At 63.1% G+C, this 23761-nt stretch carries 22 protein-coding genes, 1 tRNA gene and 1 riboswitch; of the genes, 11 read left to right on the top strand and 12 right to left on the bottom strand.

The features are described 5' to 3' along the window. Positions 1-3: 3 nt before the first annotated feature. Complete coding sequence (locus FJ934_RS15660; protein WP_140610517.1) at positions 4-513, bottom strand: tyrosine phosphatase family protein; 510 nt, start codon at positions 511-513, stop codon at positions 4-6. Further along, complete coding sequence (cobD, locus tag FJ934_RS15655) at positions 513-1559, bottom strand: threonine-phosphate decarboxylase CobD (RefSeq protein WP_140610508.1); 1047 nt, start codon at positions 1557-1559, stop codon at positions 513-515. The genes FJ934_RS15660 and cobD overlap by 1 nt, the downstream gene beginning before the upstream one ends. Here cobD and cbiB point away from each other — a divergent pair. After that, complete coding sequence (cbiB, locus tag FJ934_RS15650) at positions 1558-2529, top strand: adenosylcobinamide-phosphate synthase CbiB (RefSeq protein WP_140610507.1); 972 nt, start codon at positions 1558-1560, stop codon at positions 2527-2529. The genes cobD and cbiB overlap by 2 nt on opposite strands. A gap of 52 nt (positions 2530-2581) precedes the next feature. On the opposite strand, the gene cobO is transcribed toward cbiB, so the two are convergent. From cobO to FJ934_RS15625, 5 genes are all read right to left on the bottom strand, one after another. Then, positions 2582-3190 (bottom strand): cob(I)yrinic acid a,c-diamide adenosyltransferase, encoded by a 609-nt coding sequence (cobO, locus tag FJ934_RS15645; RefSeq protein ID WP_140610506.1) that lies wholly within the window; start codon positions 3188-3190, stop codon positions 2582-2584. Position 3191: 1 nt separating this feature from the next. After that, entirely contained in the window at positions 3192-3707 is a 516-nt protein-coding gene (gene cobU / locus FJ934_RS15640) for a bifunctional adenosylcobinamide kinase/adenosylcobinamide-phosphate guanylyltransferase (protein ID WP_140610505.1), read from the bottom strand. Then, the gene (locus tag FJ934_RS15635; RefSeq protein WP_140610504.1) at positions 3700-4503 is read right to left on the bottom strand and encodes a CbtA family protein; all 804 of its coding nucleotides are present in this window, start codon (positions 4501-4503) and stop codon (positions 3700-3702) included. The genes cobU and FJ934_RS15635 overlap by 8 nt, the downstream gene beginning before the upstream one ends. A 15-nt stretch (positions 4504-4518) precedes the next feature. Next, the gene (locus FJ934_RS15630; protein ID WP_140610503.1) at positions 4519-4698 is read right to left on the bottom strand and encodes a CbtB-domain containing protein; all 180 of its coding nucleotides are present in this window, start codon (positions 4696-4698) and stop codon (positions 4519-4521) included. Between the two features lie 35 nt (positions 4699-4733). Further along, positions 4734-4932, bottom strand: a riboswitch (cobalamin riboswitch). A 156-nt stretch (positions 4933-5088) separates the two neighbouring features. Further along, positions 5089-6288, bottom strand: coding sequence for an MFS transporter (locus tag FJ934_RS15625; protein WP_140610502.1), 1200 nt, complete (start codon positions 6286-6288; stop codon positions 5089-5091). Positions 6289-6523: 235 nt separating this feature from the next. Here FJ934_RS15625 and FJ934_RS15620 point away from each other — a divergent pair, with 235 nt between their 5' ends. Together FJ934_RS15620 and FJ934_RS15615 are read left to right on the top strand one after the other, a co-directional pair. Continuing rightward, positions 6524-7522 carry a DUF1624 domain-containing protein gene (locus FJ934_RS15620; protein WP_140610501.1) on the top strand — a complete coding sequence of 333 codons (999 nt, stop codon included), beginning with the start codon at positions 6524-6526 and terminating at the stop codon, positions 7520-7522. Then, positions 7519-7995, top strand: coding sequence for an isoprenylcysteine carboxylmethyltransferase family protein (locus tag FJ934_RS15615; RefSeq protein WP_140610500.1), 477 nt, complete (start codon positions 7519-7521; stop codon positions 7993-7995). Before FJ934_RS15620 ends, FJ934_RS15615 begins: the two co-directional genes overlap by 4 nt. 312 nt (positions 7996-8307) lie before the next feature. On the opposite strand, the gene FJ934_RS15610 is transcribed toward FJ934_RS15615, so the two are convergent. Beyond that, positions 8308-8694 carry a MerR family DNA-binding transcriptional regulator gene (locus tag FJ934_RS15610; RefSeq protein WP_006203215.1) on the bottom strand — a complete coding sequence of 129 codons (387 nt, stop codon included), beginning with the start codon at positions 8692-8694 and terminating at the stop codon, positions 8308-8310. A 137-nt stretch (positions 8695-8831) separates the two neighbouring features. Continuing rightward, positions 8832-10250: a magnesium transporter gene (gene mgtE, locus FJ934_RS15605; RefSeq protein WP_140610499.1), complete on the bottom strand. Its 1419-nt coding sequence runs from the start codon at positions 10248-10250 to the stop codon at positions 8832-8834. 392 nt (positions 10251-10642) lie between these two features. Between mgtE and FJ934_RS15600 the strand changes: the two genes are divergently transcribed. The 6 genes from FJ934_RS15600 to FJ934_RS15575 all read left to right on the top strand — a co-directional run bounded on the left by FJ934_RS15600 (position 10643) and on the right by FJ934_RS15575 (position 18650). After that, entirely contained in the window at positions 10643-11311 is a 669-nt protein-coding gene (locus tag FJ934_RS15600; protein WP_140610498.1) for a response regulator transcription factor, read from the top strand. A 124-nt stretch (positions 11312-11435) separates the two neighbouring features. Beyond that, a complete protein-coding gene (locus tag FJ934_RS15595; RefSeq protein ID WP_140610497.1) occupies positions 11436-12626 on the top strand; it encodes an aminotransferase class V-fold PLP-dependent enzyme in 1191 nt (396 codons plus the stop codon). Positions 12627-12639: 13 nt separating this feature from the next. Continuing rightward, entirely contained in the window at positions 12640-13593 is a 954-nt protein-coding gene (locus FJ934_RS15590) for a CoA ester lyase (protein ID WP_140610496.1), read from the top strand. Positions 13594-13637: 44 nt separating this feature from the next. Next, on the top strand, positions 13638-14822 hold the full coding sequence (locus FJ934_RS15585; RefSeq protein ID WP_140610495.1) for a malate--CoA ligase subunit beta: 1185 nt from the start codon (positions 13638-13640) through the stop codon (positions 14820-14822). Between the two features lie 14 nt (positions 14823-14836). Next, on the top strand, positions 14837-15736 hold the full coding sequence (sucD, locus tag FJ934_RS15580; RefSeq protein WP_140610494.1) for a succinate--CoA ligase subunit alpha: 900 nt from the start codon (positions 14837-14839) through the stop codon (positions 15734-15736). Between the two features lie 229 nt (positions 15737-15965). Then, positions 15966-18650 (top strand): phosphoenolpyruvate carboxylase, encoded by a 2685-nt coding sequence (locus FJ934_RS15575; protein WP_140610493.1) that lies wholly within the window; start codon positions 15966-15968, stop codon positions 18648-18650. Positions 18651-18892: 242 nt separating this feature from the next. Here the strand turns inward: FJ934_RS15575 and FJ934_RS15570 are convergent. Continuing rightward, positions 18893-18977, bottom strand: a tRNA-Leu gene (locus FJ934_RS15570). A 224-nt stretch (positions 18978-19201) separates the two neighbouring features. Between FJ934_RS15570 and lipB the strand changes: the two genes are divergently transcribed. Next, positions 19202-19945: a lipoyl(octanoyl) transferase LipB gene (gene lipB / locus FJ934_RS15565; protein ID WP_140610492.1), complete on the top strand. Its 744-nt coding sequence runs from the start codon at positions 19202-19204 to the stop codon at positions 19943-19945. A gap of 162 nt (positions 19946-20107) precedes the next feature. Here lipB and FJ934_RS15560 read toward each other — a convergent pair whose 3' ends face one another. Beyond that, on the bottom strand, positions 20108-21358 hold the full coding sequence (locus FJ934_RS15560) for a site-2 protease family protein (protein WP_140610491.1): 1251 nt from the start codon (positions 21356-21358) through the stop codon (positions 20108-20110). Between the two features lie 924 nt (positions 21359-22282). Here FJ934_RS15560 and FJ934_RS15555 point away from each other — a divergent pair. Continuing rightward, positions 22283-23041, top strand: coding sequence for a tetratricopeptide repeat protein (locus FJ934_RS15555; RefSeq protein WP_210241965.1), 759 nt, complete (start codon positions 22283-22285; stop codon positions 23039-23041). Positions 23042-23382: 341 nt separating this feature from the next. Here the strand turns inward: FJ934_RS15555 and FJ934_RS15550 are convergent, their stop codons facing one another. After that, entirely contained in the window at positions 23383-23676 is a 294-nt protein-coding gene (locus FJ934_RS15550) for a GYD domain-containing protein (protein WP_140610489.1), read from the bottom strand. Positions 23677-23761 lie beyond the last annotated feature (85 nt).

Here is a 23761-nt window from a genome sequence, read left to right as displayed (position 1 = left end):
CTCCTAAGCGTCGATCTTCAGCGCAAAAGGCGTACCCTCGAAGGCGTCGGCGCCACGGCCGATCGACAGGATCGCCTCGATCATGCGGCCATTGCGATCAAGCAGTGCATCCGCCACGGCAATCAGGCGCGGATTGGGTGTCGCCGAGGGGGACAGCGTCCGCAATGTCTGAGCCAATTCGGCCTCGTCACGTTTCGGCGCCAGGGCGGCGGCGATGATATAAGCCGAGGCGGTCGAACGACTGATGCCTGCATAGCAATGCACCACCATCGGCCTTGCACGGTCCCACCGGCGCGCGAAATCGAGCAGGTTGCGCACGTGATCCTCCCCCGGCATGGTCATGCCGTCCTGCGCTATCGCAATGTCGTGCATGACCAGGTGCAGATGGTTTTCCCTGGCGATCGAGGCCGGGCGCACCACCTCGGTTCCGGCGGCGAGCAGCGACAGCAGGCGATCGGCACCGGTCCTCGCCACCGTTTCCTCGACCTTTGCCAGCGAACAGACATGGATCATCATCGCGCGATCTCCCTGGCGCCATCGTCGCGCCGCGAAGCCCAGCCGGCAAGAGCGGATTCGAGCCGACGCCATTCTTCCTCATTCCCCGGCAGGCCTGCGCGCAGGACATGCGGCCGGTCGGAGAAATGCCGCAGCAGGATGCCGCGCTCGCCAAGCGCGGAAAACAGGCCTGCGGCATCCGCTAGGCCGAGATAGCGGAACAACATAGTGCCGCCCGCCACGGGCACGCCGAAGCGGCCGAACAGCGCGTCGAGCCGTGCCGATGCCTCCGCGAGCGATGTCCGCATCGCGTCCTGCCAGCCGATATCCGCGAGCGCTCGGACACCGTATTCCAGCGCCGGGCCGGCAACAGCCCATGGGCCGAATTGCGTTTCCAGCAGGTCCACCGTCGGCGTATCGGAAAGCGCGAATCCAAGCCGCAGGCCAGCCAGGCCAAAGAACTTGCCGAACGAGCGCAGCACGACGATGCCGCCCTGCCCGACATCGCCGGCCAGACTGTGTTCGCGCGGGCCGACATCCATGAACGCCTCGTCGACGACCAGCAGGCCGCCCTTGGCGCGCAGTCCCCCGGCCAGCGCCAGCAACCGGTCGCGCTCGATGACGCGCCCATCCGGATTGTTGGGATTGACGATGATGGCAAGGTCGGCGTCGGCGAGCGCCGCAAAATCGCTGACTTCGGTCACCTCGTGCCCGGCGATCGCCGCCGCCCGGGCGTGTTCGGCATAGGTCGGCCCCAGCACCAATGCCTTGCCGGGCCTCACCAGCGATGCCACGCGCGGCAACAGGATTTGGGTACCGGGCGCCGCGACGACGTGGGCTGGCGACGGCGCGCCGTAGGTGCGGGCCGCGGTTTCCGTCAGCTCGCGCCCGCGGCCTGCTTCCGGCAAACGCGACAGCGAGGTGGCGGGCAAGTCGAAAAGCGGGTAGGAGTGCGGATTGATACCGGTCGAGAGGTCGACGAAAGGCAGCAAGGCGTTGGGGAAAAGCGCCCTCGCCCGGCCAAGACTTCCACCATGGTCCACTGCTCCTTCAAGAAGCTTCATGTCAGTCCTGATCGCTTTCCTGTCACTGGCCGTCGAATTTGTCCTGGGTTATCCGGACTGGCTGTTTCGCGCCATCGGTCATCCGGTGACGTGGTTCGGCAGCCTGATATCCTTTCTCGATCGCAGGCTCAACCGCGCCACTGATCCCGACGCGCTGCGTCGCCAACGCGGCGTCCGGGCGCTTCTGGTCATCGTGCTGGTACCGGCGGCGATCGGCCTTTGCGTGCAGATCCTTCTGCTCTGGTTCGTTCCCCTGGGACTGATCATTGCCGCCCTTCTGGCGACGTCTTTCCTGTCGCAGAAGAGCCTGTATGAGCATGTCGAGGCCGTGGCGGACTCGCTCGACTCGGGTGGCCTCGCCATGGGCCGTGTCGCCGTCTCGCGAATCGTCGGTCGTGACCCGGAGACGCTCGACAGGGCCGGCGTCTGCCGCGCGGCGATCGAAAGCCTGGCCGAGAATTTTTCCGACGGCATCGTCGCCCCCGCCTTCTGGACAGGCGTCGGCGGGCTAGCAGGGGGTGCTGCCTACAAGGCGGCCAACACCGCCGATTCGATGATCGGCCACCGCACCCCGCGCCACGAGGCGTTCGGCTGGGCGGCGGCGCGCTTCGACGATTGGATCAATCTGCCGGCGTCGCGGCTGACGGCTCTGCTAATCGTGCTGGCTGCTTTCCTGGTCAAGGAAGCCGATCCCCGCAACGCCTGGACTGCGGTGTGGCGCGATGCCAAAAAGCACCGTTCGCCCAACGCCGGCTGGCCGGAAGCGGCCATGGCCGGAGCGCTTGGCCTCGCGCTCGCCGGACCGCGCAGCTATGGCGGCGTGGTGGTCGACGATGTCTTCATGGGCGAAGGCGGCAGTCGCGAAGCCGACAGCGGCGACATCAGGCGGGCGCTGAAACTCTACCGCGTTGCCGACTATCTGCTGATTGCGCTGTTCGGGGTGGTCTCCGTGATTGCCATCGTGGCGTGACGGAATCAGCGAGGCTATTTACCGAACGCCTCGCACACAGCCCGCAAAACTCTCAGAACTCGATGCCTTGCTGCGCCTTCACGCCTGCCGAAAAGTGGTGCTTGGTGACTCCCATCTCGGTGACCAGATCCGCCGCCTCGACCAGCGCCGGCTTGGCGTTGCGTCCGGTGACGACAATGTGCAGTCCCTCGCGCCGCGCCTTCAGCGCAGCGACAACCTTGTCGAGATCGAGATAATCATAGCGCAGCGCGATGTTGAGCTCGTCGAGCACGACAAGGCTGATCGAAGGATCGGCGATCAACTCCAGAGCCTTGGCCCAGGCGGCCTCTGCGGCCGAGATGTCGCGCTTCAGGTCCTGCGTCTCCCAGGTGAAGCCCTCGCCCATCGCGTGCCAGACGACACGGTCGCCGAAAGCAGCGAAGGCATCCTTCTCACCGGTGTGCCATTTGCCCTTGATGAACTGGACGACGCCGACCCGCTTGCCATAGCCGAGCATGCGCAGCGCCAGACCGAAAGCGGCTGTCGTCTTGCCTTTGCCCGGGCCTGTATTGACGATCAGCAGCCCCTTCTCGGCCGTTTTGCTCGCCACCTCGGCATCCTGCACCGCCTTGCGCTTGGCCATCTTGGCGCGATGGCGCTCCGCATCCTTGTCTTCCGTCATGTCATTTCACCTTGAGCGGCAGCCCCGCCACCATCAGCAGCACCGTATCGGCGACCGCCGCGACCTGCTGGTTGAGCCGTCCCGCGTCATCGCGGAACCGGCGCGCCAGTGCATTGTCCGGCACGATGCCTTGCCCGACTTCATTGGACACCACGAACCACGGGCCGCGCGGCCGTGACAACACGTCCGCCAACCGACGGCACTCGGTTGCGATATCGTGTTCGGCCAGCATGTGATTGGTCAGCCATAGCGTCAGACAGTCGACGAGCACCGGCTGGTTGTCGGGCAAAGCCTCGAGCGCACCGGCAAGGTCGAGTGGCGCGTCGATGGTCGTCCAGCCGTCGACGCGCCGCGAACGGTGCAGCGCGATGCGCTCACGCATCTCGTCGTCATAGGCTTCGGCTGTGGCGATATAGATCCATGGCGAGGGCAAAGCCGTCACCAGGATTTCGGCGTGCGCGCTCTTGCCGGAGCGCGCACCACCGATGATGAAGGTCAGCTTGCTGCGATCAGGCAAAGCTGTCGCGCAGGCTGGTGGCGGTGCCGGTGAAGCGTCCGCGCACCACGCCGACGGCGGCGCCGAGCACCAGCCAGAACACCAGATTGGTCAGCGTCACCGCCACCACGAACTGATGATGCAGACCCTCCGGGATCGGCGTCTCGAAACTGTCGGGCTGCGGCGCGCCGATGACATGCGGGGCGATAATCAGCAGGACGGCAAGGATCGCAAGCGGCAGCGATTTGCGGAATGCGATCAGGCCTAGCCCCACGGCGGTCGCGACCACGGTCGCCACCCACCAGATCTGGCGCTGCGTGAGATCCGCCGACGGCATGGCCGGCAATTCCGGCGGCAGGCCGAGGCCGGGCGCCAGTGTGAATATGGCAAAGCCGGCCAGGCCCCAGAACACGCCCTGACGCCAATTGCCGATGCCGCCAGCGAATTCCGAGACCGCCACCAGGACCAGCGCGAAGCCGATGCCAGTGACGATATTGGCAAGCACGCTGAAGCCAAAACGCTCGAAACCGTCGGCCGGAGCCCAGCCTTCGTCTTCCGACGCCGGGGCAGCTGCTTCAGCCGGTGCCGGCGCGACAGGGCTCATGGCGTATCCTGCCGGCGCGGCAGTGCTCATGGCGTTGGTGTCTGCTGCTGCCGGTGCGGTGTGGTCGTGATGGTGGCCGCCGCCGGCCTGCTCATAGACTTCAGCCTTGAGGATCAGCGGCACGGTGGCATAGGCCTGCATGCAGGCGAGAACGACGCCGGCCACGAGCCCTGCGATCGCCGCGATGAACACGACGTTGCGAAACAGGTTCATGATGTCAGATCCTCGTCAGTGGCAGGGAAACGCCATCGAATGGCGATAATCGTGGGCGGCATTGTGGACCGCATCGATATGCGAAAAGCCGACAAAGCCAACGACGAAAATGCCGAGCAGCGCGGCAAGCGCAAGCTGCATGAGGCGCGACTGCGAGGAGACGGAGGCGCCGAGGGAGACGGAAGCGGTATTCATATCTTGTCCTTTCACCCTCCACCCGAGGGCATTGAAGTCAGTTTCCTGTCGCCGGCAGGTCTCCTGGCTCGCGGATCAGCGCCCTTCTCCACCTTCCCGAAGAAAAATCTTCAGTGGCTTATGGAGAGGACTACCGCATACAGTTGCGGGGGCAGCCACGGCATTGGGCAACAACTCAGCCCGCACCGTATTCCCTCTTGGCTCCAAAACGGAACCGACGACAGTCTGGACTATAGGCAGAATCGACGCGCCCGGCAAACCAAATTCCGCCGGCGACCATTGCGAATGCGCCATGTCGAGATCAGTTTGCTTGTGCCGCATTTGGCCTATTGGTACCCGGAAGCCCAAAATCGCGACAGATGTCCGCCGGAGTAGAATTATAAAGGCCGGCTAAAGCGACTTCGGCAGATAGCGCCAGGTCATGAAGCCGCAAAACGCCGCCAGCAGGCCGAGCGTGACGAATACCGAGCCCAGCCCGAAGAACGCCAGCACGACGGAATAGACCAGCGGCGGGGTCAACTCGGAAAAATCAAGATAGGTGCGATAGACCGCGGCCATCTGCGCGCGCTCATAGGAGCGCACCGAGCGCATGAAAGCGGTCGAACCCAGCGCATCGAGCGCAATGGTGAAGAAGGCGCCGCAAAGCAGGAAGGCGCCGGTGAGCAGCGGCGCGCTCTCGCCGATCGCACCTGCCGCCAGAAGTGTGGCCGACATGGCGAAATAGGCAAAGGTCATGGTCTTGCGGCCGCCAAAGCGCTTTCCGGCCTTGCCCCAGAAGATGGCCATGAACAGAAGCGCGTTGCCGGCCGAGACCAGCAAGCCACCGGCCAGTTCGCCCTCGCCGGTAATCACCATGAACAGCGGTCCATAGACGAAGAACGTCGTCCAGAAGCAGGAGCGGCCGAAGGCGATCAGCCAGGCGAGCCTCAGTCTCGGCTGCGCGACGAAGCGGCCGATATTGGCGAGCGGATTGACCGGACGCGTCTTGCCCGGTTGGATCGATTGGTTGTCGCTGAGCCGATAGAACCAGAACAGGGCCAGCAAGATCGCGGCGAACACCGCCACCGCGCCATGCGCGGCATAGATGCCGAAATGCGCGTAAAGAAAGATGCCGAGTGTCGGCCCACCGGTCCAGGCGAACATCGACCACGCCATGCGCAGCGATTCGGCCTGCATGAAGTCGGTCTTGCGAATGTGGTCCATGATGTAGAGATTGAGTGTGATCGACAACGCGCTGGCGCCCATGACGCGGCACAGCATGCCGGCCAGTTGTCCGGCAAGCGTGTGGGTGACGAAGAACAGCGATCCGATGGCGAGCAGGCAGGCGCCGGCGGTGTAGACCCAGCGCCGCGCAAAGCGGCGGATCAGCATCGGCATGAACAAGGTCACCGACAGGCCGAGCAGCGCAACGATCGTGTAGAGGATCGAGACGATCTGCTCATTGTGCAGGATCTCGTAGGCCTGGATCGGGATGACGCTCGACACCGTGGCGCGGGCGAAGGACTCGACCGCATAGAGCGAAGCGAAGGTGCGCGCATCCGCGGCCTTGAGGGCCGGGAGCCAGATCGGATGGCGCACATGGATGGACATTGCTTCCCCAAAGCAGAATCACCGGCCAAATCTGCCTTGGCGATTTCGGTGCCAATAAGAGGAAACCGACGCGCGTGCGGTGAAAAACGAAGCTGGTCAAAGGCTTTCCGGCGCTGGCCTAAAGCGTGATCCGAAACGGCCGGCGCGGCGCGGCGCTATGCCGACGGTCCCGGCCTTCTTCTGTCTGGTTGAACCGTGATAGTCCTCGGGCGGGGCTGAATCAGATCGCGAGACCATGACCATCCATACGCCGACCGCACCCGTTCCGGAGTCATCGAAGCGCATCGCCGTCATCGACGTCGTTCGCGGCATCGCGCTGCTGGCCATGGCGAGCTACCACTTCACCTGGGACCTGGAGTTCTTCGGCTACACCGATCCGGGCCTTACCGCCTTCGGCTGGTGGAAGATCTACGCGCGCTGCATCGCCTCGACCTTTCTGTTCCTGGTCGGCGTCAGCCTCTACCTCGCACATGGCAAGCAGATCCGCTGGAACGGCTTCTGGAAGCGGTTCGCCATGATCGCGGGCGCGGCGATAGCCATTTCGGTCGTCACACGCATCGCCACGCCCGATGGCTTTATCTTCTTCGGCATCCTGCACGAGATCGCGCTTGCCAGCCTGCTTGGGCTTGCCTTCCTGCGGCTGCCCGCGCTGCTGACGCTCGTCGTTGCCGCGCTCGTCGTTGCGGCGCCCGTCTACCTGCGCTTCGAGGCCCTGGACCATCCCTGGCTGTGGTGGATCGGCCTGTCGGCAATTAATCCGCGTTCCAACGACTACGTTCCGCTGTTTCCATGGTTCGGCGCGGTGCTGATCGGCATCGGGGTGACGAAACTCGCCTCCGCCTCCGGCATGCGAGCGCGCCTGGCGAGCCTGGTGCCCGGCCGCTGGGCCAGTCCGCTGGTCTTCATCGGCCGCCACAGCCTCGCCTTCTACCTGATCCACCAGCCGCTGCTGATCGGCTGTGTCTGGCTGTTTTCGCAAGTCATGCCGGCCCAGGTCGAAACCCCGCAGGTCCATTTCCTGAAAACCTGCCAGCGCTCGTGCGAGCAGACGCGTGATGCAACCTTCTGTTCGAGCTATTGCGGCTGCATGCTCGATACGCTCGAAGGCGAGGCCTCTCTTGATCGGCTCTACAACAACGACCAGACTGCCGATTGGAGAGCCCATCTGTCCGATCTTGCCGGCATGTGCACCGCCAAGACCGAGGACAAGATGACGGAGGGAGGAACGCAATGACCGACAGCCAGCCGAAGCCCGGAGTGATACCTTGGCCACCGGTGATCTACGCCGCGGCCATCGCTATCAGCGTCATCCTCGGCATGCTCTACCCCTTGCCCTGGATCGACGATCTTCTGGGCGACATCCTGTTCGCGGCCGGCTGGGTGGCGCTGTTCGGCGCCGCGGCGCTCTGGGTCACCGCTATCCGCGCCATGATGCGGGCCAAGACCACACTCAGCCCCACCGCCCTGCCGGACCATCTCGTCACCTCGGGTCCGTTCGGCATCACCCGCAACCCGATCTACCTGGCACTCACCCTGATGCTGATCGGCGTCGCCTTCGTGTCGGGGATAGCCTGGTTCTTCCTGTTTGCCTTCATCGCCGCGTTTGTTACGCAGAAGGTTGCGATCGAGGGCGAGGAAAAGATCCTGGCGGCGAAGTTCGGCAAGAAATACCGCGACTACGCCAAACGGGTGCGACGCTGGATTTGAGGCAGCGTCGCCTGGCTCTGTAATGACAGGCTGCTGGAGCAGCGCAAGCGGATCGCATTCCGATTGGCCGAAGACCGCCCTCACTTCGTCATCCTAGGGCGGAGCAAGGAGCGAAGCGACGCGCGCAGACCCTAGGATCCATGCCGTGACGTTAAGGCGTTGCAACGGTTCAGAATTCTGCCCCGTGGCACTCTACGGTCAAGGTAACGGCATGGATCCTTGGGTCTTCACTCCGCTTCCCGTCGCTACGCCCAAGGATGACGAAATTTGGAACGCCTCGGCGAATCGCCAAGGTAGCTGTGATGGGTCTGTTCACGTATTCACGCCCAGCTCCACCAGCCGCTCGACGCAGGATTCCTCGGCCTGGTCGAGTTCGGCCAGCGTCTCCTCGAGGTCGCGGCGCTTTTGCCGGAGGTCCTCGCGCTTTTCCTCGATGCGCTTGATCATCAGCTTGAGCTGCCCGACCTCGCCTGGCGGCTCCTTGTACATCTGGATGATCTCGCGGATCTCGTTGATCGAGAAGCCGAGCCTTTTGCCGCGCATGATCTGCCGGATGAGATGACGGTCGGAGGGACGAAACAGGCGCGTGCGGCCGCGCCGCACGGGCTGCACCAGTCCCTCGTCCTCGTAGAAACGCAGTGTCCGCGTCGATACGTCGAATTCCCGGGTCAGTTCGGTGATTGAATAATATTCCCGCATTGTCACTCCGTGCCGGAATCCCGGAGGAACGCCATGCGTCGCCCTCTGTTCCGCAACAAACCCTCGCCTCGCCGGAATCGACAAGACACCCCACGCAAGCCTCGCACGGCATTTACGTAAAAGTCAATTGAGCCCGTTCACCTGACGCCGAACCACCAGCTTGCGAGGCCGAGGAAGGCGAAAAAGCCGACGCAGTCGGTGACGGTGGTGACAAAGACCGCCGACGCCACGGCCGGGTCGATCTTGAACCGGTCGAGCAATAGAGGAATCAGGATGCCGGCAAGCGCGGCCGCGAACATGTTGATGATCATGGCGGCTCCTATGATCCCGCCGAGATTGGGATCGCGAAACCACGCGGCGGCGACGATGCCGATCAGAACGGCAAAGACGATGCCATTGATGAAGCCCACACCCACTTCGCGGCGGATGATGCGGGCGGCATTGTAGATGTCGAGATCCTTGGTCGCCAGCGCCCGCACGGTGACGGTCATGGTTTGCGAACCGGCATTGCCGCCCATACCGGCCACGATCGGCATCAGCACGGCGAGCGCCACGATCCGCTCGATCGTGTGGTCGAACAGGCCGATCACCGATGCCGCCAGGAATGCCGTGACAAGGTTGACCAGCAGCCAAGGAACGCGCGAACGCGAGGTCGCAAGCACGGTGTCGGAAAGCTCCTCGTCGCCGACGCCGCCCATGCGCAGGAGATCTTCCTCGGCTTCCTGCTGGATGACGTCGACGACGTCGTCGATGGTCAGCACGCCGACCAACCGCTCGTTCTCGTCGACGACGGCGGCCGAAAGCAGGTCGTACTGCTCGAACTCCCGCGCGGCCTCTTCCTGGTCCATCGTGGCCGGGATGGCGTGGCGCGTCTCGTGCATGACTTCCTCGACCTTGACCGCGCGCTTGGCGCGCAGGATCTGGTCGAGGTCGATAGCCCCTAGCAGCTTGAAGGTCGGATCGATGACGAAGATCTGGCTGAAGCGGTCGGGAAGGTTCTTATCCTCGCGCATGTAGTCGATCGTCTGGCCGATGGTCCAGAACGGCGGCACCGCGACGAACTCCGTCTGCATGCGCCGCCCGGCGGTCTCTTCCGGATAGTCCAGCGAGCGGCGCAGCCTGATGCGTTCGGTGAACGGCAACTGCGACAGGATCTCGTCCTGATCTTCCTTTTCAAGGTCTTCGAGAATGTAGACCGCGTCGTCGGAATCGAGTTCCTGCACCGCCTGCGCGATCTGCGCGTTCGGAAGGTTGTCGACGATCTCCATGCGGATCGCCTCGTCGACTTCGGTCAGCGCGGAAAAGTCGAAATCGGCGCCCAGGAGTTCGACCAGCGCCCGCCTTTGTTCGGGATGCAGCGCCTCGATCAGGTCGCCGAGTTCCGACTGGTGCAGATGGTCGACTTCACGCTTGAGGGTCAGCGTGTCGCGGTCGGCGATCGCAGCCCCGATCTGGGCAAGGAAGGACGAAAGCACCGCACCGTGCTCGCCATAGATGTCGGCGTGGACCTCGTCAGCCGCCTTGGCGGAGGTCGTCTGCTTGTCCTGGTCTTCCACCAGCGCCTCCCGCCATCAGAATCCCGAAAAGGTGCCTGTCAGGTCTAGACCATGATCTTGAAAAGTGGAAACCGGTTTTGGGTCCGACGCTGAAACAAAAAGAGAGATAGGGCACAGCATGATTCGAGTTCGCAACCTGTTGCTCTAAGCCACGGAAATCCTGAATGAAACGGACACTTTCCATTGGCGATGACTTGCGCCGATGTGGTGCTGGCAGTCGAGCCCGGAACCTGTCGAATTCACGAGAACAAGATGGGCTTGGTGTTCAGGCGGCGCGACAGCGCATGTCGCTGGGGAAAGAGCACCCCTATGCAATTGGGTCAGAATTGTCATGATGCAGGTCCACGCATCGGCTGGACCGCCCAGGCCGAAACCCGAACAGCCGGAAACCCTTGAAGATCAGCTCGCAGAAACCGGACAAGGCAATCGAAGAGCGGCGCGTTCGCGTGGTCGTCGCCGAACGCAATCCGCTCGTCATATCGGCCCTGCGCGAAATGCTCGAATGCGACGGGCGTTTCGAACTTCTGGGCTCGGTGCAAAGCGGCAAGCATTTCCTGGAACTGGCAATGGCGGGCGAATTCGACGTCGCCGTCATCGGCTGGAAGCTCTCCGACATGGATGGCGCGGATGTTCTGGCCGAGGTCCAGGGCCGCAAGCTTGATGTGCGCATAACGGTGTTTTCAAACGACCATGACATCGGCATCCTGAAGCAGTGCGTGCGGCTGGGAGCCCAGGGCTACTGCTTTCAGTTCGACGATCCGGCCATCATCTTCGAGACGATGCTGGCCGTCGCGCACGGGCGCATCTGCATCCCCTTTATCGACATCAACAAGGTCAACGACACGCCGCTGGCGCTGCTCACGGTCCGCGAGCGCGAGCTGCTGGCGGTGCTCTCCGACGGCTGGACCAATCTGCAGATCGCGACGCGGACGGGCATTTCCGAGAACACGGTGAAATACCACCTCAAGAATCTCTACGACAAGCTCGACGTCCGCAACCGGGCGATGGCCGTAGCGCTCTATGCGCGCGAGAAGCGTACCCAGAAACAGCCTTTCGGGTAGGCCAAACGGGTAGGCCAGTCCCACCCGCACGCGGCAAGATCTTACCCGCCAAGGTGTGGCTTCCATTCGCCATCGAAACGAAACTCTCCGTCACCGCTTTGCTTGATCAGGAGGAGTTCGCACCATGGCCGGTTTCACCCATCTTTTCATTCCGGGGCCGACCAACATCCCCGAACAGGTCCGGCAGGCGATGAACCTGCCAATGGAGGACATGCGCGCCGCGTCCTTCCCCGATCTCACGCTGCCACTGTTCGAGGACATCAAGCGCGTCTTCAAGAACGAGAACGGCCGCGTCTTCATCTATCCATCCTCGGGCACGGGCGCCTGGGAAGCGGCGATGACCAATGTGCTCAGCCCCGGCGACCGCGTGCTGATGTCGCGCTTCGGCCAGTTCTCGCATCTGTGGGTCGACATGGCCGAGCGCCTCGGCTTCGAAGTCGATGCCATCGACTGCGAATGGGGGACCGGCGTGCCGCTAGAGCTTTACGCGGAGCGGCTGAAGGCTGACAAGGCGCACCGCATCAAGGCCGTCTTCTGCACACAGAACGAGACGGCGACCGGCGTGACCAGCGACGTCGCTGGCTGCCGCGCCGCACTCGATGAGGCAAACCATCCTGCCCTCCTCTTCGTCGACGGCGTGTCGTCGATCGGCTCGATCGACTTCCGTCAGGAGGAATGGGGCGTCGACTGCGCGGTCAGCGGCTCGCAGAAAGGTTTCATGCTGCCCGCCGGTCTCGGCTTCCTGTCGGTGAGCAAAAAGGCGCTTGTCGCTTCGAGAACCGCCACCCACCGGCGCTGCTTCTTCTCCTTCGAGGACATGATCCGCGCCAACGATGCCGGCTATTTCCCCTACACGCCGGCGACGCAGCTGCTGCGCGGCCTGCGTGCCTCGCTCGACCTGATCGAGGACGAAGGGCTCGACGCCATCTTCGCCCGCCACCATCGTCTCGCTGAAGGCGTGCGCAAGGCGGTCGACGCGTGGGGCCTGAAACTCTGCGCCAAGGCGCCGAAATGGCATTCCGATACGGTGAGCGCCATCCTGGTTCCGGAAGGCATCGACAGCGGCGACGTCGTCAAGCGCGCCTACGGCACCTACCAGACGTCGCTCGGCGGCGGCCTCAACAAGGTGTTCGGCAAGGTGTTCCGCATCGGCCATCTCGGCTGGTTGAACGAGGTCATGGTGCTCGCCTCGCTTTCGGCGGCCGAGATGGCGCTGCTCGATTGCGGCGTGCGGCTGGCGCCGGGCTCCGGCGTCGGCGCGGCCATACAGCACTTCCGCGCCTCGGCGCAGATGCCGGTCGCCGAAGCGGCGTGAGAGGGAGCCAACGATGAGCCACACCATCAACCACCTTAAGAAATTGCGGCTGCAGCGCAGCGAACTGGCGGTTCCCGGCTCCAGCCCGGAAATGATCGACAAGGCGGCGAACAGCGCCGCCGACTTCGTCTTCCTCGATATCGAGGACGCGGTCGCCCCGCCCGACAAGGAACGCGCCCGCAAGAACATCATCCAGGCGCTCAACGACATCGACTGGCGCGCCAAGGGCAAGACCGTCTCGGTGCGCATCAACGGTCTGGACACCCATTACATGTACCGCGACGTGGTCGACGTGATGGAACAGGCCGGTGACCGCCTGGACACGATACTGGTGCCGAAGGTCGGCGTACCGGCCGACCTCTATATGGTCGAGGCCATGGTCAACCAGATCGAGATGGCCAAGGGTTTCAAGACCCGCGTCGGTCTCGAAGCGCTGATCGAGACCGCACTCGGCATGGCCAATGTCGAGGCCATTGCCGCGACACCCGGCCGGCTGGAGGCGATGCATTTCGGTGTCGCCGATTATGCGGCAAGCTGCAAGGCGCGTACCGTCAACATCGGCGGCCTCAACCCCGACTATCCCGGCGACCAGTGGCATTTCGCGCTCTCGCGGATGACGGTCGCCTGCCGGGCCTACGGCCTGCGCGCCATTGACGGGCCGTTCGGCGACTTCTCCGATCCGGAGGGTTATGTCGCCGGAGCCAAGCGCGCCGCTGCCCTCGGCATCGAAGGCAAATGGGCGATCCACCCCTCGCAGATCGCGCTCGCCAACGACGTCTTCTCGCCTCCGGAAAAGGAGGTGACGCGCGCCAGGCGCATCCTCGAGGTGCTGAAGGAGGCCGAGGCGCTCGGCAAGGGAGCGGCCGCCCTCGACGGCAAGATGATCGACGCCGCGTCGGAGCGCATGGCGAGGAACGTCCTGGTGGTCAACGAAGCCATCGAACGCGCCGGCCAACCTGCTCGCTGACGAGAGTCGCGCGTCGCCACGGATGAGTTTACGGGAGGATAACAATGGACATCCACGAATATCAGGCCAAGGAACTGCTCGCCCGTCACGGAGTGCATGTGCCGCGCGGCGGGCTGGCCTACAGCCCCGAACAGGCGACCTACCGGGCGCGCGAGATCGGCGGCGGCAAATGGGTGCTGAAGGCGCAGGTTCATTCCGGCGCGCGCGGCAAGGCCGGCGGCATCAAGCTGTGCACGAATGACGAGGAGATCTCGAGCGCCGCCGAAGCGATGCTAGGCCGCAAGCTGGTGACCCAGCAGACCGGTCCGCGCGGCAAGCTGATCTCGCGGCTCTATCTGGAGGAAGCGGTCGACATCGCCCAGGAGCTCTATCTCGGCTTCGTGCTCGACCGCAAGGAAGAACGCGTCATGATCGTGGCCTCGGCCGCCGGTGGCATGGAGATCGAGGACATCTCAGAGAAAAAACCTGATTCCATCATCCGCGCGACTGTCGATCCCGGCGTCGGCATGCAGCGCTTCCAGGCGCGCGAGATCGCCTTCGGGCTCGGGCTGGAGGACAGCCTGATTGGCAAGGCGACCGAGACCATCTTCAGCTGCTACCAGGTGTTCCGCGACTACGACGCCTCGATGCTGGAGATCAATCCGCTGGTGGTGACACGCGACGGCAACCTGGTCGCGCTCGACGCCAAGATGTCGTTCGACGAGAACGCGCTGTTCCGCCGGCCGGAAATCTCCGAACTGCGCGACAAGAGCCAGGAAGACCCGCGCGAGACCTTCGCCAGCGACCGCGGCCTCTCCTATGTCGGCCTCGACGGCAACATCGGCTGCATCATCAATGGCGCCGGCCTCGCGATGGCAACCATGGACATGATCAAGATCGCCGGCGGCGAGCCGGCCAACTTCCTCGACATCGGCGGCGGCGCCTCGCCCGAGCGGGTGGCGAAATCCTTCCGCGCCGTGCTTGGCGACAAGAATGTCGAGACCATCCTCGTCAACATCTTCGCCGGCATCAACCGCTGCGACTGGGTCGCCGAAGGCGTCGTCAAGGCGATCCGTGAGGTTGGCGTGACCGTGCCGCTGGTTGTGCGGCTCTCCGGCACCAAGGCCGAGGAAGGGCGCCGCATCCTGGCCGATTCCGGCGAGGCGGTGATCGTCGCCGACACGCTGGCCGAAGCCGCCGAAAAGGCCGTCGCCGCATGGCGTGCGGCCAACGAGAGAAAAGCAGCCTGAGGGAGGTCGAAACCATGGCAATCCTGCTCAACCGCAGCACGCGCGTTATCGTGCAAGGCTTCACCGGCAAGATCGGCAGTTTCCACGCCGAGGACATGAAGCGCTATGGCACCAAGCTCGTCGGTGGTGTCACCCCCGGCAAGGGCGGCCAGACGCATCTCGGCCTGCCCGTCTTCAACACGGTCAAGGGCGCGGTGCGCGAAACCCGCGCCGAGGCCAGCATCGTCTTCGTGCCGCCGCCCTTCGCCGCTGATTCGATCATGGAGGCGGCGGATGCGGGGATAAAACTCTGCGTCTGCATCACCGACGGCATCCCCTCGCAGGACATGATGCAGGTCAAGCGCTACATGCGCCGCTACCGCTTCGAGGACCGCATGCGGCTGGTCGGCCCGAACTGCGCTGGCATGATCACGCCGGGACAGGCGCTGATGGGCATCATGCCCGGTTCGATCTACCTGCCCGGCCGCATCGGCATTGTCGGCCGCTCGGGAACGCTCGGCTATGAGGCCGCCTCGCAGATGAAGGCGCTCGGCATTGGTGTGTCAACCAGCGTCGGCATCGGCGGCGATCCAATCAACGGCTCGTCCTTCAAGGACATTCTGAGGCTGTTCGAACAGGATGACGAGACCGATGCCGTGGTGATGATCGGCGAGATCGGCGGGCCGCAGGAAGCCGAAGCCGCGATCTGGGCGCGCGACAGCATGCGCAAGCCATTGATCGCCTATATCGCCGGCCTTTCGGCGCCGAAAGGCCGCCGCATGGGCCATGCCGGCGCCATCATTTCGGCCTTCGGCGAGTCGGCGCAGGAGAAGGTCGAAATCCTGAAGGAGGCCGGCGTCGTCATCGTGCCGACACCATCCTCCTTCGGCGAGGTCGTGGCGGATACGCTGGCACGCATGAAGAAGGCTGCTTGATGGCCGACCGGCCGAAGGCCGCATAACGCGAAATGGGAAGTCTGTTTGGGGGTGGCGGAAACGCGGGTCCACGGATCGGCAGGAAACTCCTCAGAACGCTTCGACACCGCGTCCAACGCAAGCGATGCGAAAAAACAGATACTTGGAGCGGTTCGGCGTCTCACGCAGTCACTGAATCGCTCTAAGGGCGCGGCTGCAGCGCAATTGATGGACGGGTCAGGAAACCGGTTTGGAACAGAGCAGACGCATCAGATTTCGTGAGGACGAGCGCAGCCTTTTGTTGCGCCTGCTGTTTCAGGTCGCGAGCGCGCGTGAGCCCGAGAGCGCCGCTGTTCTAAGCGGACGCAAGTCGCTTGTCTCGCTTGCCGCGGAACAGCGTATCCCGGCGCTTCAGGCGAGCGGCGTGTGGTTCCAGTTGCTGACGATTGCCGACGAGTTGCTTGCCATGCGAACGCGTCGCGAACTCGAACAAGGCGCCGGTGTCGACGAAGTGCCCGGGTCGTTCGCCAGCGTGATCGCGCAGATGGCGGCGAACGGCCATTCGGCGGGGGAAGTCCAGGCGGCGCTTGATGAGCTTTGCGTCGGCCCGACCATGACCGCGCACCCGACAGAGGCCAAACGCGTCACGGTTCTGGAAATCCACCGCCGTATCTATCGCAAGCTGACCGAACTCGACCAGCCGCGCTGGGCGCCGGGCGAACGTGACCTGTTGGTCGCCGATCTGGAAAGCGAGATCGAGCTTCTGTGGATGACGGGCGAGCTGCGGCTGGAGCGCCCGACGGTCGAACGCGAAATCGCCTGGGGCCTGCATTTCTTTCGCGAAGTCATCTTCGAGGCGACGCCGCAGCTCTATGGCAAGCTTCAAGGCGCTTTCGAGCGTCACTATCCGGGAGAGCCGATCAGAATCCCTTCTTTCATGCGCTATGCCTCGTGGATCGGCGGCGACCGCGATGGCAATCCAAACGTGACGGCTTTGGTCACCGCCCATGCCGTGGCCGAATACCGCAATACCGCGATAGGCTGGTATCTGACGCAGGTGCAGCGGCTGGTGACGGTGCTCAGCGCCAGCTCGAACGTCATTGAGCTGCCGGCCAACTTCAAGCCGGTGCTGCAAACGGCGCTTGATAAAAGCGGACAGGCGCAAGAGATCGCCACCCGCAATCCTGACGAACCGCTTCGCCAGTTCGCTTCGGCCTTGCTTGCCCGGCTGGAGGCCACGCGAGACGGCGGCACGGCGGCGTACCTCTCGGCGGAGGCGTTTCGTGTCGATCTGAACGGCCTGTCATGCGTTCTCGAAGCAATCGGAGGGCGCGCAGTAGCCAGGCGTTTCGTGCAGCCCCTGCTTTGGCAGGTCGGAAGCTTCGGCTTCCGTACCGTCTCGCTTGACATCCGGCAGAACTCCACGGTCGTCAACCGGGTGCTGGCCGAGCTGTTTGCGCTGACAAATCCCACAGATCCGGTCGCGGCCGGCACACCGCAATGGTCGGCGCGCATTCGCGCCGCCTTAAGTGAGGGCGAACGGCTGGAGATCGACGCAGGCGGGCTTTCGCCGGAAGCAGATGAAATGCTTTCGACATTCTCCGTCATCCGCGAGCAGATCTCCAGCTCGGATGCCGACGCCGTCGGCTCTTTCGTTCTCAGCATGACCCGCTCGGCCGACGATCTGCTCGCGGTCTATCTACTGGCGCAATATTGCGGACTTTCAACCGCGCCTGGTGGCGGCGGCACAATCAGGCTGCGGATCGTGCCATTGTTCGAGACCATCGCCGATCTGCAGGCAGCACCCGTCATCCTGAACGAATTGCTCGGCGTTTCGCTGGTGAGGCGGACGGTGCGGGATTTCGGCGCGCGCCAGGAGATCATGCTTGGCTACTCGGATTCCAACAAGGACGGCGGTTTCCTGGCTTCCAATTGGGAATTGGCAAAGGCGCAAAAGCGCCTCGCTGCCATCGGCCGTAAGCATAGGGTCAGGATCAGCTTCTTTCATGGTCGCGGCGGCTCTGTCAGCCGTGGCGGCGCGCCGACCGGCCGGGCAATCGCGGCACAGCCGGCACGCACCGTCGCCGGAGCCATGCGGGTGACCGAACAGGGCGAGGTCGTATCGTCGAAATTCGCCAATCGCGGCACCGGCCTCAACCAGCTCGAGGTTCTCGCCGCCGGCGTGCTGGCCCATAGCGTCGGATCGCCCGGCGGTGTCGAACCGAAGGAAACGCCGGAGTTCGACGAAGCGCTGGAAGCGCTGGCAGGCATGTCGCAGGCATCCTATGCCAGGTTGATGGCCGAGCCCGGCTTTCTCGATTATTTCAACCAGGCGAGCCCGGTCGCGGAACTGGCACTCCTGAAAATGGGCTCACGACCGGATCGCCGTTTCGGCGCCAGCGGGATTGCCGACCTGCGCGCCATTCCCTGGGTGTTCGCCTGGAGCCAGAACCGTCATCTGTTGACCGGCTGGCATGGCATCGGCAGCGCGCTGAGCGCCTTCGTCACAGTGCGCGGCGAGGCCGGGCGCGATCTTCTGGCCCGCATGTTCGAGCACTCACGCTTCTTCCGCCTGATCGTCGACGAGGCCGAGAAGACGCTTTACCAGTCCGACATGGAGATCGCGCGGCTCTACGCCGGCCTGGTGTCCGACGGCCAAGCGGCTGGGCGAATCTACGCCCGCATCGCCGCCGAATACGAGTTGACGCGACGCCTGATCGGTGACCTCACGGGAGGCGATCTTTCCGCACGCTTTCCGATGTTCAAGCGGCGTTTCGACAATCTGCGGAGGCAGATGGACGACATTCACCGGCTGCAGGTCGAGCTGCTGCGCGAAGTCAGGTCAAATACCGGGACAGCGGATCAAAAGCGGGCGACCGACGCTCTGCTCGTATCGATCAATTGCATCTCGGCTGGCCTCGGGTGGACGGGATAGGCCCGGCTTCTGCCGAGCCACTTCGTCACATTGCATCATCGCCCAGGGCTAATCCGTCCATAGCGCCAGCCTTTCCGCTCCAAAAGGCCCGCATGGGCCATGCCGGCCCTGTCATCTCGGCCTTCGGCGAGTTAGCGCGGGAAAAGCGGCGCAATCCTTAGAACCTGCCGCCGCTTCTGTTTGGCCTGCGGAGACGACGACGGCCGCTTCGAAGACTCGTCCAACAAACACTTGGGGAATTTTGGTGCGGTCGAGAAGACTCGAACTTCCACGGGTTGCCCCACAGCGACCTCAACGCTGCGCGTCTACCAATTCCGCCACGACCGCACGTGGTAGGAGCCGGAACCGACCGGCTCGCGGCGTGTAGCAAATCGTTTCCGGCGAAACAAGTGCGTGGCGAGCAATAATCTCAGGCGATTGGCATAACGGTCCACAGGATTGGGAAACTGGACGTTTGTACCCGATGTCGCCATATGGAGAGCGGACGCATGCCGCCCGGTCGCATGCTTCGGGCTTGACCCGTGGGATGCACAAGCGAAAAACGAAAAGCCATGCCAGAACGCAGCCAGATCGCCACGTCGTTCCTGCCGCTCCCCGGTTCGGCGCCGGTCGAATGGCTGGTCGAGCCTGGCCTCACCGCTTATCCCGATGCGCTGGCTTTCATGGAGGCGCGCGCCGAGGCGATCCGCAGCGGAGCGGCCGGAGAAATGGTCTGGCTGGTCGAACATCCCCCGCTCTACACCGCCGGCACGAGCGCCCGTATCGAGGACCTGATCGATCCCGACCGCTTTCCGGTGTTTTCGGCCGGTCGCGGCGGCGAATATACCTATCATGGGCCCGGCCAGCGAGTTGCCTATGTCATGCTGGACCTGAAGCGGCGTCGAGAAGATGTTCGCGCCTTCGTCGCCGCGCTCGAACAGTGGATCATCGGCACGCTCGCCGCCTTCAACGTGCGCGGCGAACGGCGCGAGGACCGTGTCGGCGTCTGGGTGGTGCGGCCGGATCGCCCTGCCCTGCCGGACGGCTCGCCGGCCGAGGACAAGATCGCCGCGATTGGCATCCGGCTGCGGCGCTGGGTGAGCTTTCACGGCATCGCCATCAATGTTGAGCCGGACCTTTCCCATTTCGGCGGCATCGTGCCATGCGGTGTTCAGGACCATGGCGTCACCAGCCTCGTCGACCTTGGTCTTCCCGTGACAATGGGGGACCTCGATCTGGCGCTGAAATCCGCTTTCGAGGACGTCTTCGGCCCCGCCGCGGCTATGCCTACCGAGGCCGACCGCAAGGCCGGCTGAGCTTCCTGGCTCCGAAACTGCTTGGGGTATATTGAGAGTCAGGTCAGGCCGAGTCGAGAATGGTGGATTTGAGAACCGGAGCGGAGCGTACTTTTGGGTATGTGAGCACCGGAAGCGCAGAAAACCATTCGCAGGCCGGCATCACCTGAATATCCATGCACCTTAGATCAGTTGCGCCGACGCCCACAGGACGCCGCAGCCATGGATGACGAACACCGCCACCAGCGCGCCGGCGATGGCGAAGCGGTCGATCGTGCGGATCGGTTCCAGTTCGTGGCGCGGCTTCACGCCGCTGCCCATGGTCAGCAGGCTGAGGATCGAAAAGACTGCGCCGGCGGCGAGCAGGAAGCCGGATGAGAACCCGGCCTGCCGGCCGAGCATCAAGAAAGCCGAGAGCAGGAAGAACGAAGCCAGCGCCAGCGCGATCGGCCCGGGGCAGATCTGGCGCAGCACCTGGCCGCCATCGAACTTCCACACCGGCACCAGATTGGCGATGTTGAACAGGGCCGCGCAGCCTGCCAGCGCCGCGAGCAGCGCGGCAGCGGCCTTGTGCCCCTCGCCGCCGGCAAACGCGCTGGCAGCAATGACGATCGGCACCAGGAAGGCGGAGAACCCCGCCCCCATCAATGCCACGAAGGCCACTTCGAACCGGCTGTTGTAGGGGCGGCCGCCAATGGCGATGCCGCCGAGCAGCGGGATGAAGATCATCCGCGCCTTGCGGTGTCCCATCAGCCGGAACGCCGCCATGTGGCCGAGCTCGTGCAAGGCCACGACCGACGTCAGGATCGCGGCCAGCGCCAGCCCGCCGAGATGGAGACCGAAGAACGGCCACAGGATCAATGCCGACAGCACCGCAAAGCCGATCTGGCTCAGCGGATGCTCGAACCAGCCGCCTTTGCGATAACGCCCGGTCGTCGCCCAGCGCTGCAGCTTGGAGAGCTCGCGGCGCATGGCGAAGTAACGGAACACCAGGAAGGCGATGCCGCGGTAGCGGTCGGTCCGGCCAAGGGTCACCCTTGTGCCATGACCCTCGGAAACCAGTTCGGTGGTCTCCTGATAATCCTTCCAGAAAGAACTATCGAGCACGGTATCCTCGATGACGCGCATCGAAAACCGGCTGCCCTCGACAACGTCCTCAAACTTTGACCTGCGCTCGATCGGCTTGCCGTCGCGGCCTTCCCACGACAGCATGATGCGGGTCACGCCCTCCCCGTCCAGCGCTTCGGCTGACAGGATCTCACCGGACCAGCCGGCATCGCTGCCAAGCGGCCACAGCGCCTGCCAGAGGCGCTGGCGGTCCATGGCAACCACGCGGCTCACCCTGACCGTGCGCAAACCAAGCGGCATGGTCATCAAGAGAAAGATCAGCCCGAGATTGCTGGCCACGAGAATGGCCGTAACGATCGGCGACACCTGGACGTTGCTCCCTGCCTTCAGGGTACCCTAACGTCGGGGCGGCAAGAAAGGCTTAACGGGCGGAGTGGCCCTGGCCATCGAGGAAACAGCGACGGCACGCCGCCAATTCACATGGCTCCGATCCAGATCGCCATGGAAATGAGGAACGTGCTCATGCAGACAAGCGAGACGACATCCTGAACCAGATCGGTCATAACTCTCTCCTGTTGTTTGTATGTTCGTATTTTGTTCTAATTTTGTTCGAATGTCAACGACCGAGCATAGGGGGATAGGAGGAGAATTTGACACGGTTAGTGAACGGTTAACCGGTCCGGAGGGTCGTTTGACAAGACGGTGCCAGCAGACCGTTCAAGGCTGCCGCGCCGACACGGCGCATGACGACGACGGATGGTTCTGACAATTGCGCCGCGCCAGCAGGCTTCCTGTCTCATTTCAAGACGAAGGGGATGGCATCCGTCTTGCTCCGTAGGTGTTGCCGGTTGATCCCGGTCCTGATCGCGTCCTCTGATCAGGTTGTAGGCTCGCCGGGCTTCGAGGTTGTTGGGGTCTTCGCCCGGCGAGTTTATCGGAATGATGATCACCCTATCCTGAGAGCCACCAATGAGCCTTCAGTGCGATTAAGGCGGAACAGATCGCAATCGCCAACACGACCAGTGCCCCTGTGACACCACCGCGGGAAAGTCGCCATCGGCGGCCTTGTCTCATGCGCTTTCGCCAACGGTCAGCCTGATTGGCACCACCGTATTTTCCCTTGCCTGTCATCCGCTGGCCGCCGCCTGCTTGAGGCGCGCTCAATCGGGATCGGCCTGTCCGATGTCCCAGACGACTTTGGGAGTTCGATGCATTCTTCTCATCAAAGTACCCTCGTCACTGGCAAATCTCTCATGATATTTCGCGTGTGGGGCTATGGGGAGTTTTGTTATGGCTTGGCGGGTTTTTGGAATTTTGGCGATGGGCCTGATCCCGGTCGTTCTCCTTAATAGCATTTCGGACGCAAAAGCCTCCAACGCTGACATAGAGCGCTGTATTCATTCGAAGACACCGAACGACAAGGTTTCCTATTGCTCGATTGCCTTGAGAGGTCGACCTGGCGGAGAGATGACCGATCGCCTTCTTCTTCGAAGGGGCAATGCGCTCATGCAACTCGGAATATTTTCCGAAGCTGTCAAAGATTTCTCGCGCCTCATCGTGGCGAATCCGGCCGTGGCTGGCTATGTCGACAATCGTGTGGCCGCCCTGCGATCCCTCGGCCTTTATCAGGAAGCACTCGCGGACGCCGATCACGCGATAGACTTGGCGCCGCACAAAGCCTTTGTCTATCACAGCCGTGGTCTTGTTTTTGAAGACCTGAAACAGTTTGCTTCTGCTTTGAGCGATCTCGACCGAGCAATTTCCCTCGATCCCAACAATGCAGGGTTCATGGTCGAACGTGCGAGGATCAAGATGGAAGCCGGCCGTGTGAGTGAGGCTGTCGAGGACCTCTCGCGCGCCATTGCCCAAGACCCCGGCAATTTGGCCGCGCTGAAGCAGCGCGGCATGGCGCACCTCGCCCTTGGTGATCTCAACTCCGCGGCAAGCGATCTTCACATCTATATCCGGGCAGTTCCCGATGATCGGGAAGTCGCGGCTGCGATCGCTGGCATTAAGCCCGCCGCAAGTAGGAGGCCTTCAACCCCTTGATGAGAGGCGCGGTGACTTGAGCAATTCCAGGAAAAGTGTGAAACGGTTTTCCATTCGGAATTGCGTCAAAACAAAGAGCTTGAGCAATTCCAGGAAAAGTGGGAAACGGTTTTCCGTCCGGAATTGCGGCAAAGAGTTAGAGCAGTTCACCGTTTCTGTGAAACTGTAAACCGCTCTAACCGGACGGCATGAATGCCTTTGCCATTGAAGTGGCTGTCGCAGCCGATTGCCGCTGCACTATTTGGGCGGCCGGTAGCTGCCAGCCGAGGTGCAAAATTTCCTTCTATCTCCAACTTACGGCGCCGGCTTCGATTGCTCGCGCACGGCAGCACGGCCACCGGTCAGGCCATCTTTGCCATTACCTTGGCCATATCTGCCGTGTCGAACGCCCTCAGAGTCTGAGTTCTGATGTTGCCCAGCGATGCGATCGACAGGGATAGTGCGGTCGCGGCAATGTCGTCGTCGGCTTCGGCAATCGCCACGACATCGTGTTGGCCAAGTGTCCACAACAGGGTGTGAACCTTGACGCCGCTTTTGCTGGCCATCGCCTTGAAGGCCTCGGCACGCTTCTGGGTATCCTTTATGCTCTTGATACCTTGGTCTGTGAAATTCGAGAGCAGCACGTAGTAAGCCATTCGTTCCTCCCACAATGGGGAGCGGGCGGGCGCTCACGGCGCGTCCGCCGTCTCCCAGAGCCTAAGATAACACGAGCTGGGTGTG

Origin of the sequence: Mesorhizobium sp. B2-4-12, assembly GCF_006441575.1 — a bacterium.
Lineage (GTDB): Bacteria > Pseudomonadota > Alphaproteobacteria > Rhizobiales > Rhizobiaceae > Mesorhizobium.
This window is presented reverse-complemented; position numbering and strand designations above follow the sequence as displayed.

Bases quoted from the DNA above. Each gene is read 5' to 3' on its own strand.
- FJ934_RS15555 (WP_210241965.1), top strand. From the start codon at position 22,283: ATGGCTTGGCGGGTTTTTGGAATTTTGGCGATGGGCCTGATCCCGGTC.
- cobO (WP_140610506.1), bottom strand. From the start codon at position 3,190: ATGACGGAAGACAAGGATGCGGAGCGCCATCGCGCCAAGATGGCCAAG.
- FJ934_RS15585 (WP_140610495.1), top strand. From the start codon at position 13,638: ATGGACATCCACGAATATCAGGCCAAGGAACTGCTCGCCCGTCACGGA.
- sucD (WP_140610494.1), top strand. From the start codon at position 14,837: ATGGCAATCCTGCTCAACCGCAGCACGCGCGTTATCGTGCAAGGCTTC.
- FJ934_RS15550 (WP_140610489.1), bottom strand. From the start codon at position 23,676: ATGGCTTACTACGTGCTGCTCTCGAATTTCACAGACCAAGGTATCAAG.
- FJ934_RS15590 (WP_140610496.1), top strand. From the start codon at position 12,640: ATGAGCCACACCATCAACCACCTTAAGAAATTGCGGCTGCAGCGCAGC.
- FJ934_RS15595 (WP_140610497.1), top strand. From the start codon at position 11,436: ATGGCCGGTTTCACCCATCTTTTCATTCCGGGGCCGACCAACATCCCC.
- FJ934_RS15615 (WP_140610500.1), top strand. From the start codon at position 7,519: ATGACCGACAGCCAGCCGAAGCCCGGAGTGATACCTTGGCCACCGGTG.
- cobD (WP_140610508.1), bottom strand. From the start codon at position 1,559: ATGAAGCTTCTTGAAGGAGCAGTGGACCATGGTGGAAGTCTTGGCCGG.
- FJ934_RS15635 (WP_140610504.1), bottom strand. From the start codon at position 4,503: ATGAACCTGTTTCGCAACGTCGTGTTCATCGCGGCGATCGCAGGGCTC.
- FJ934_RS15625 (WP_140610502.1), bottom strand. From the start codon at position 6,288: ATGTCCATCCATGTGCGCCATCCGATCTGGCTCCCGGCCCTCAAGGCC.
- FJ934_RS15610 (WP_006203215.1), bottom strand. From the start codon at position 8,694: ATGCGGGAATATTATTCAATCACCGAACTGACCCGGGAATTCGACGTA.
- FJ934_RS15620 (WP_140610501.1), top strand. From the start codon at position 6,524: ATGACCATCCATACGCCGACCGCACCCGTTCCGGAGTCATCGAAGCGC.
- FJ934_RS15660 (WP_140610517.1), bottom strand. From the start codon at position 513: ATGATCCATGTCTGTTCGCTGGCAAAGGTCGAGGAAACGGTGGCGAGG.
- cbiB (WP_140610507.1), top strand. From the start codon at position 1,558: ATGTCAGTCCTGATCGCTTTCCTGTCACTGGCCGTCGAATTTGTCCTG.
- FJ934_RS15630 (WP_140610503.1), bottom strand. From the start codon at position 4,698: ATGAATACCGCTTCCGTCTCCCTCGGCGCCTCCGTCTCCTCGCAGTCG.
- lipB (WP_140610492.1), top strand. From the start codon at position 19,202: ATGCCAGAACGCAGCCAGATCGCCACGTCGTTCCTGCCGCTCCCCGGT.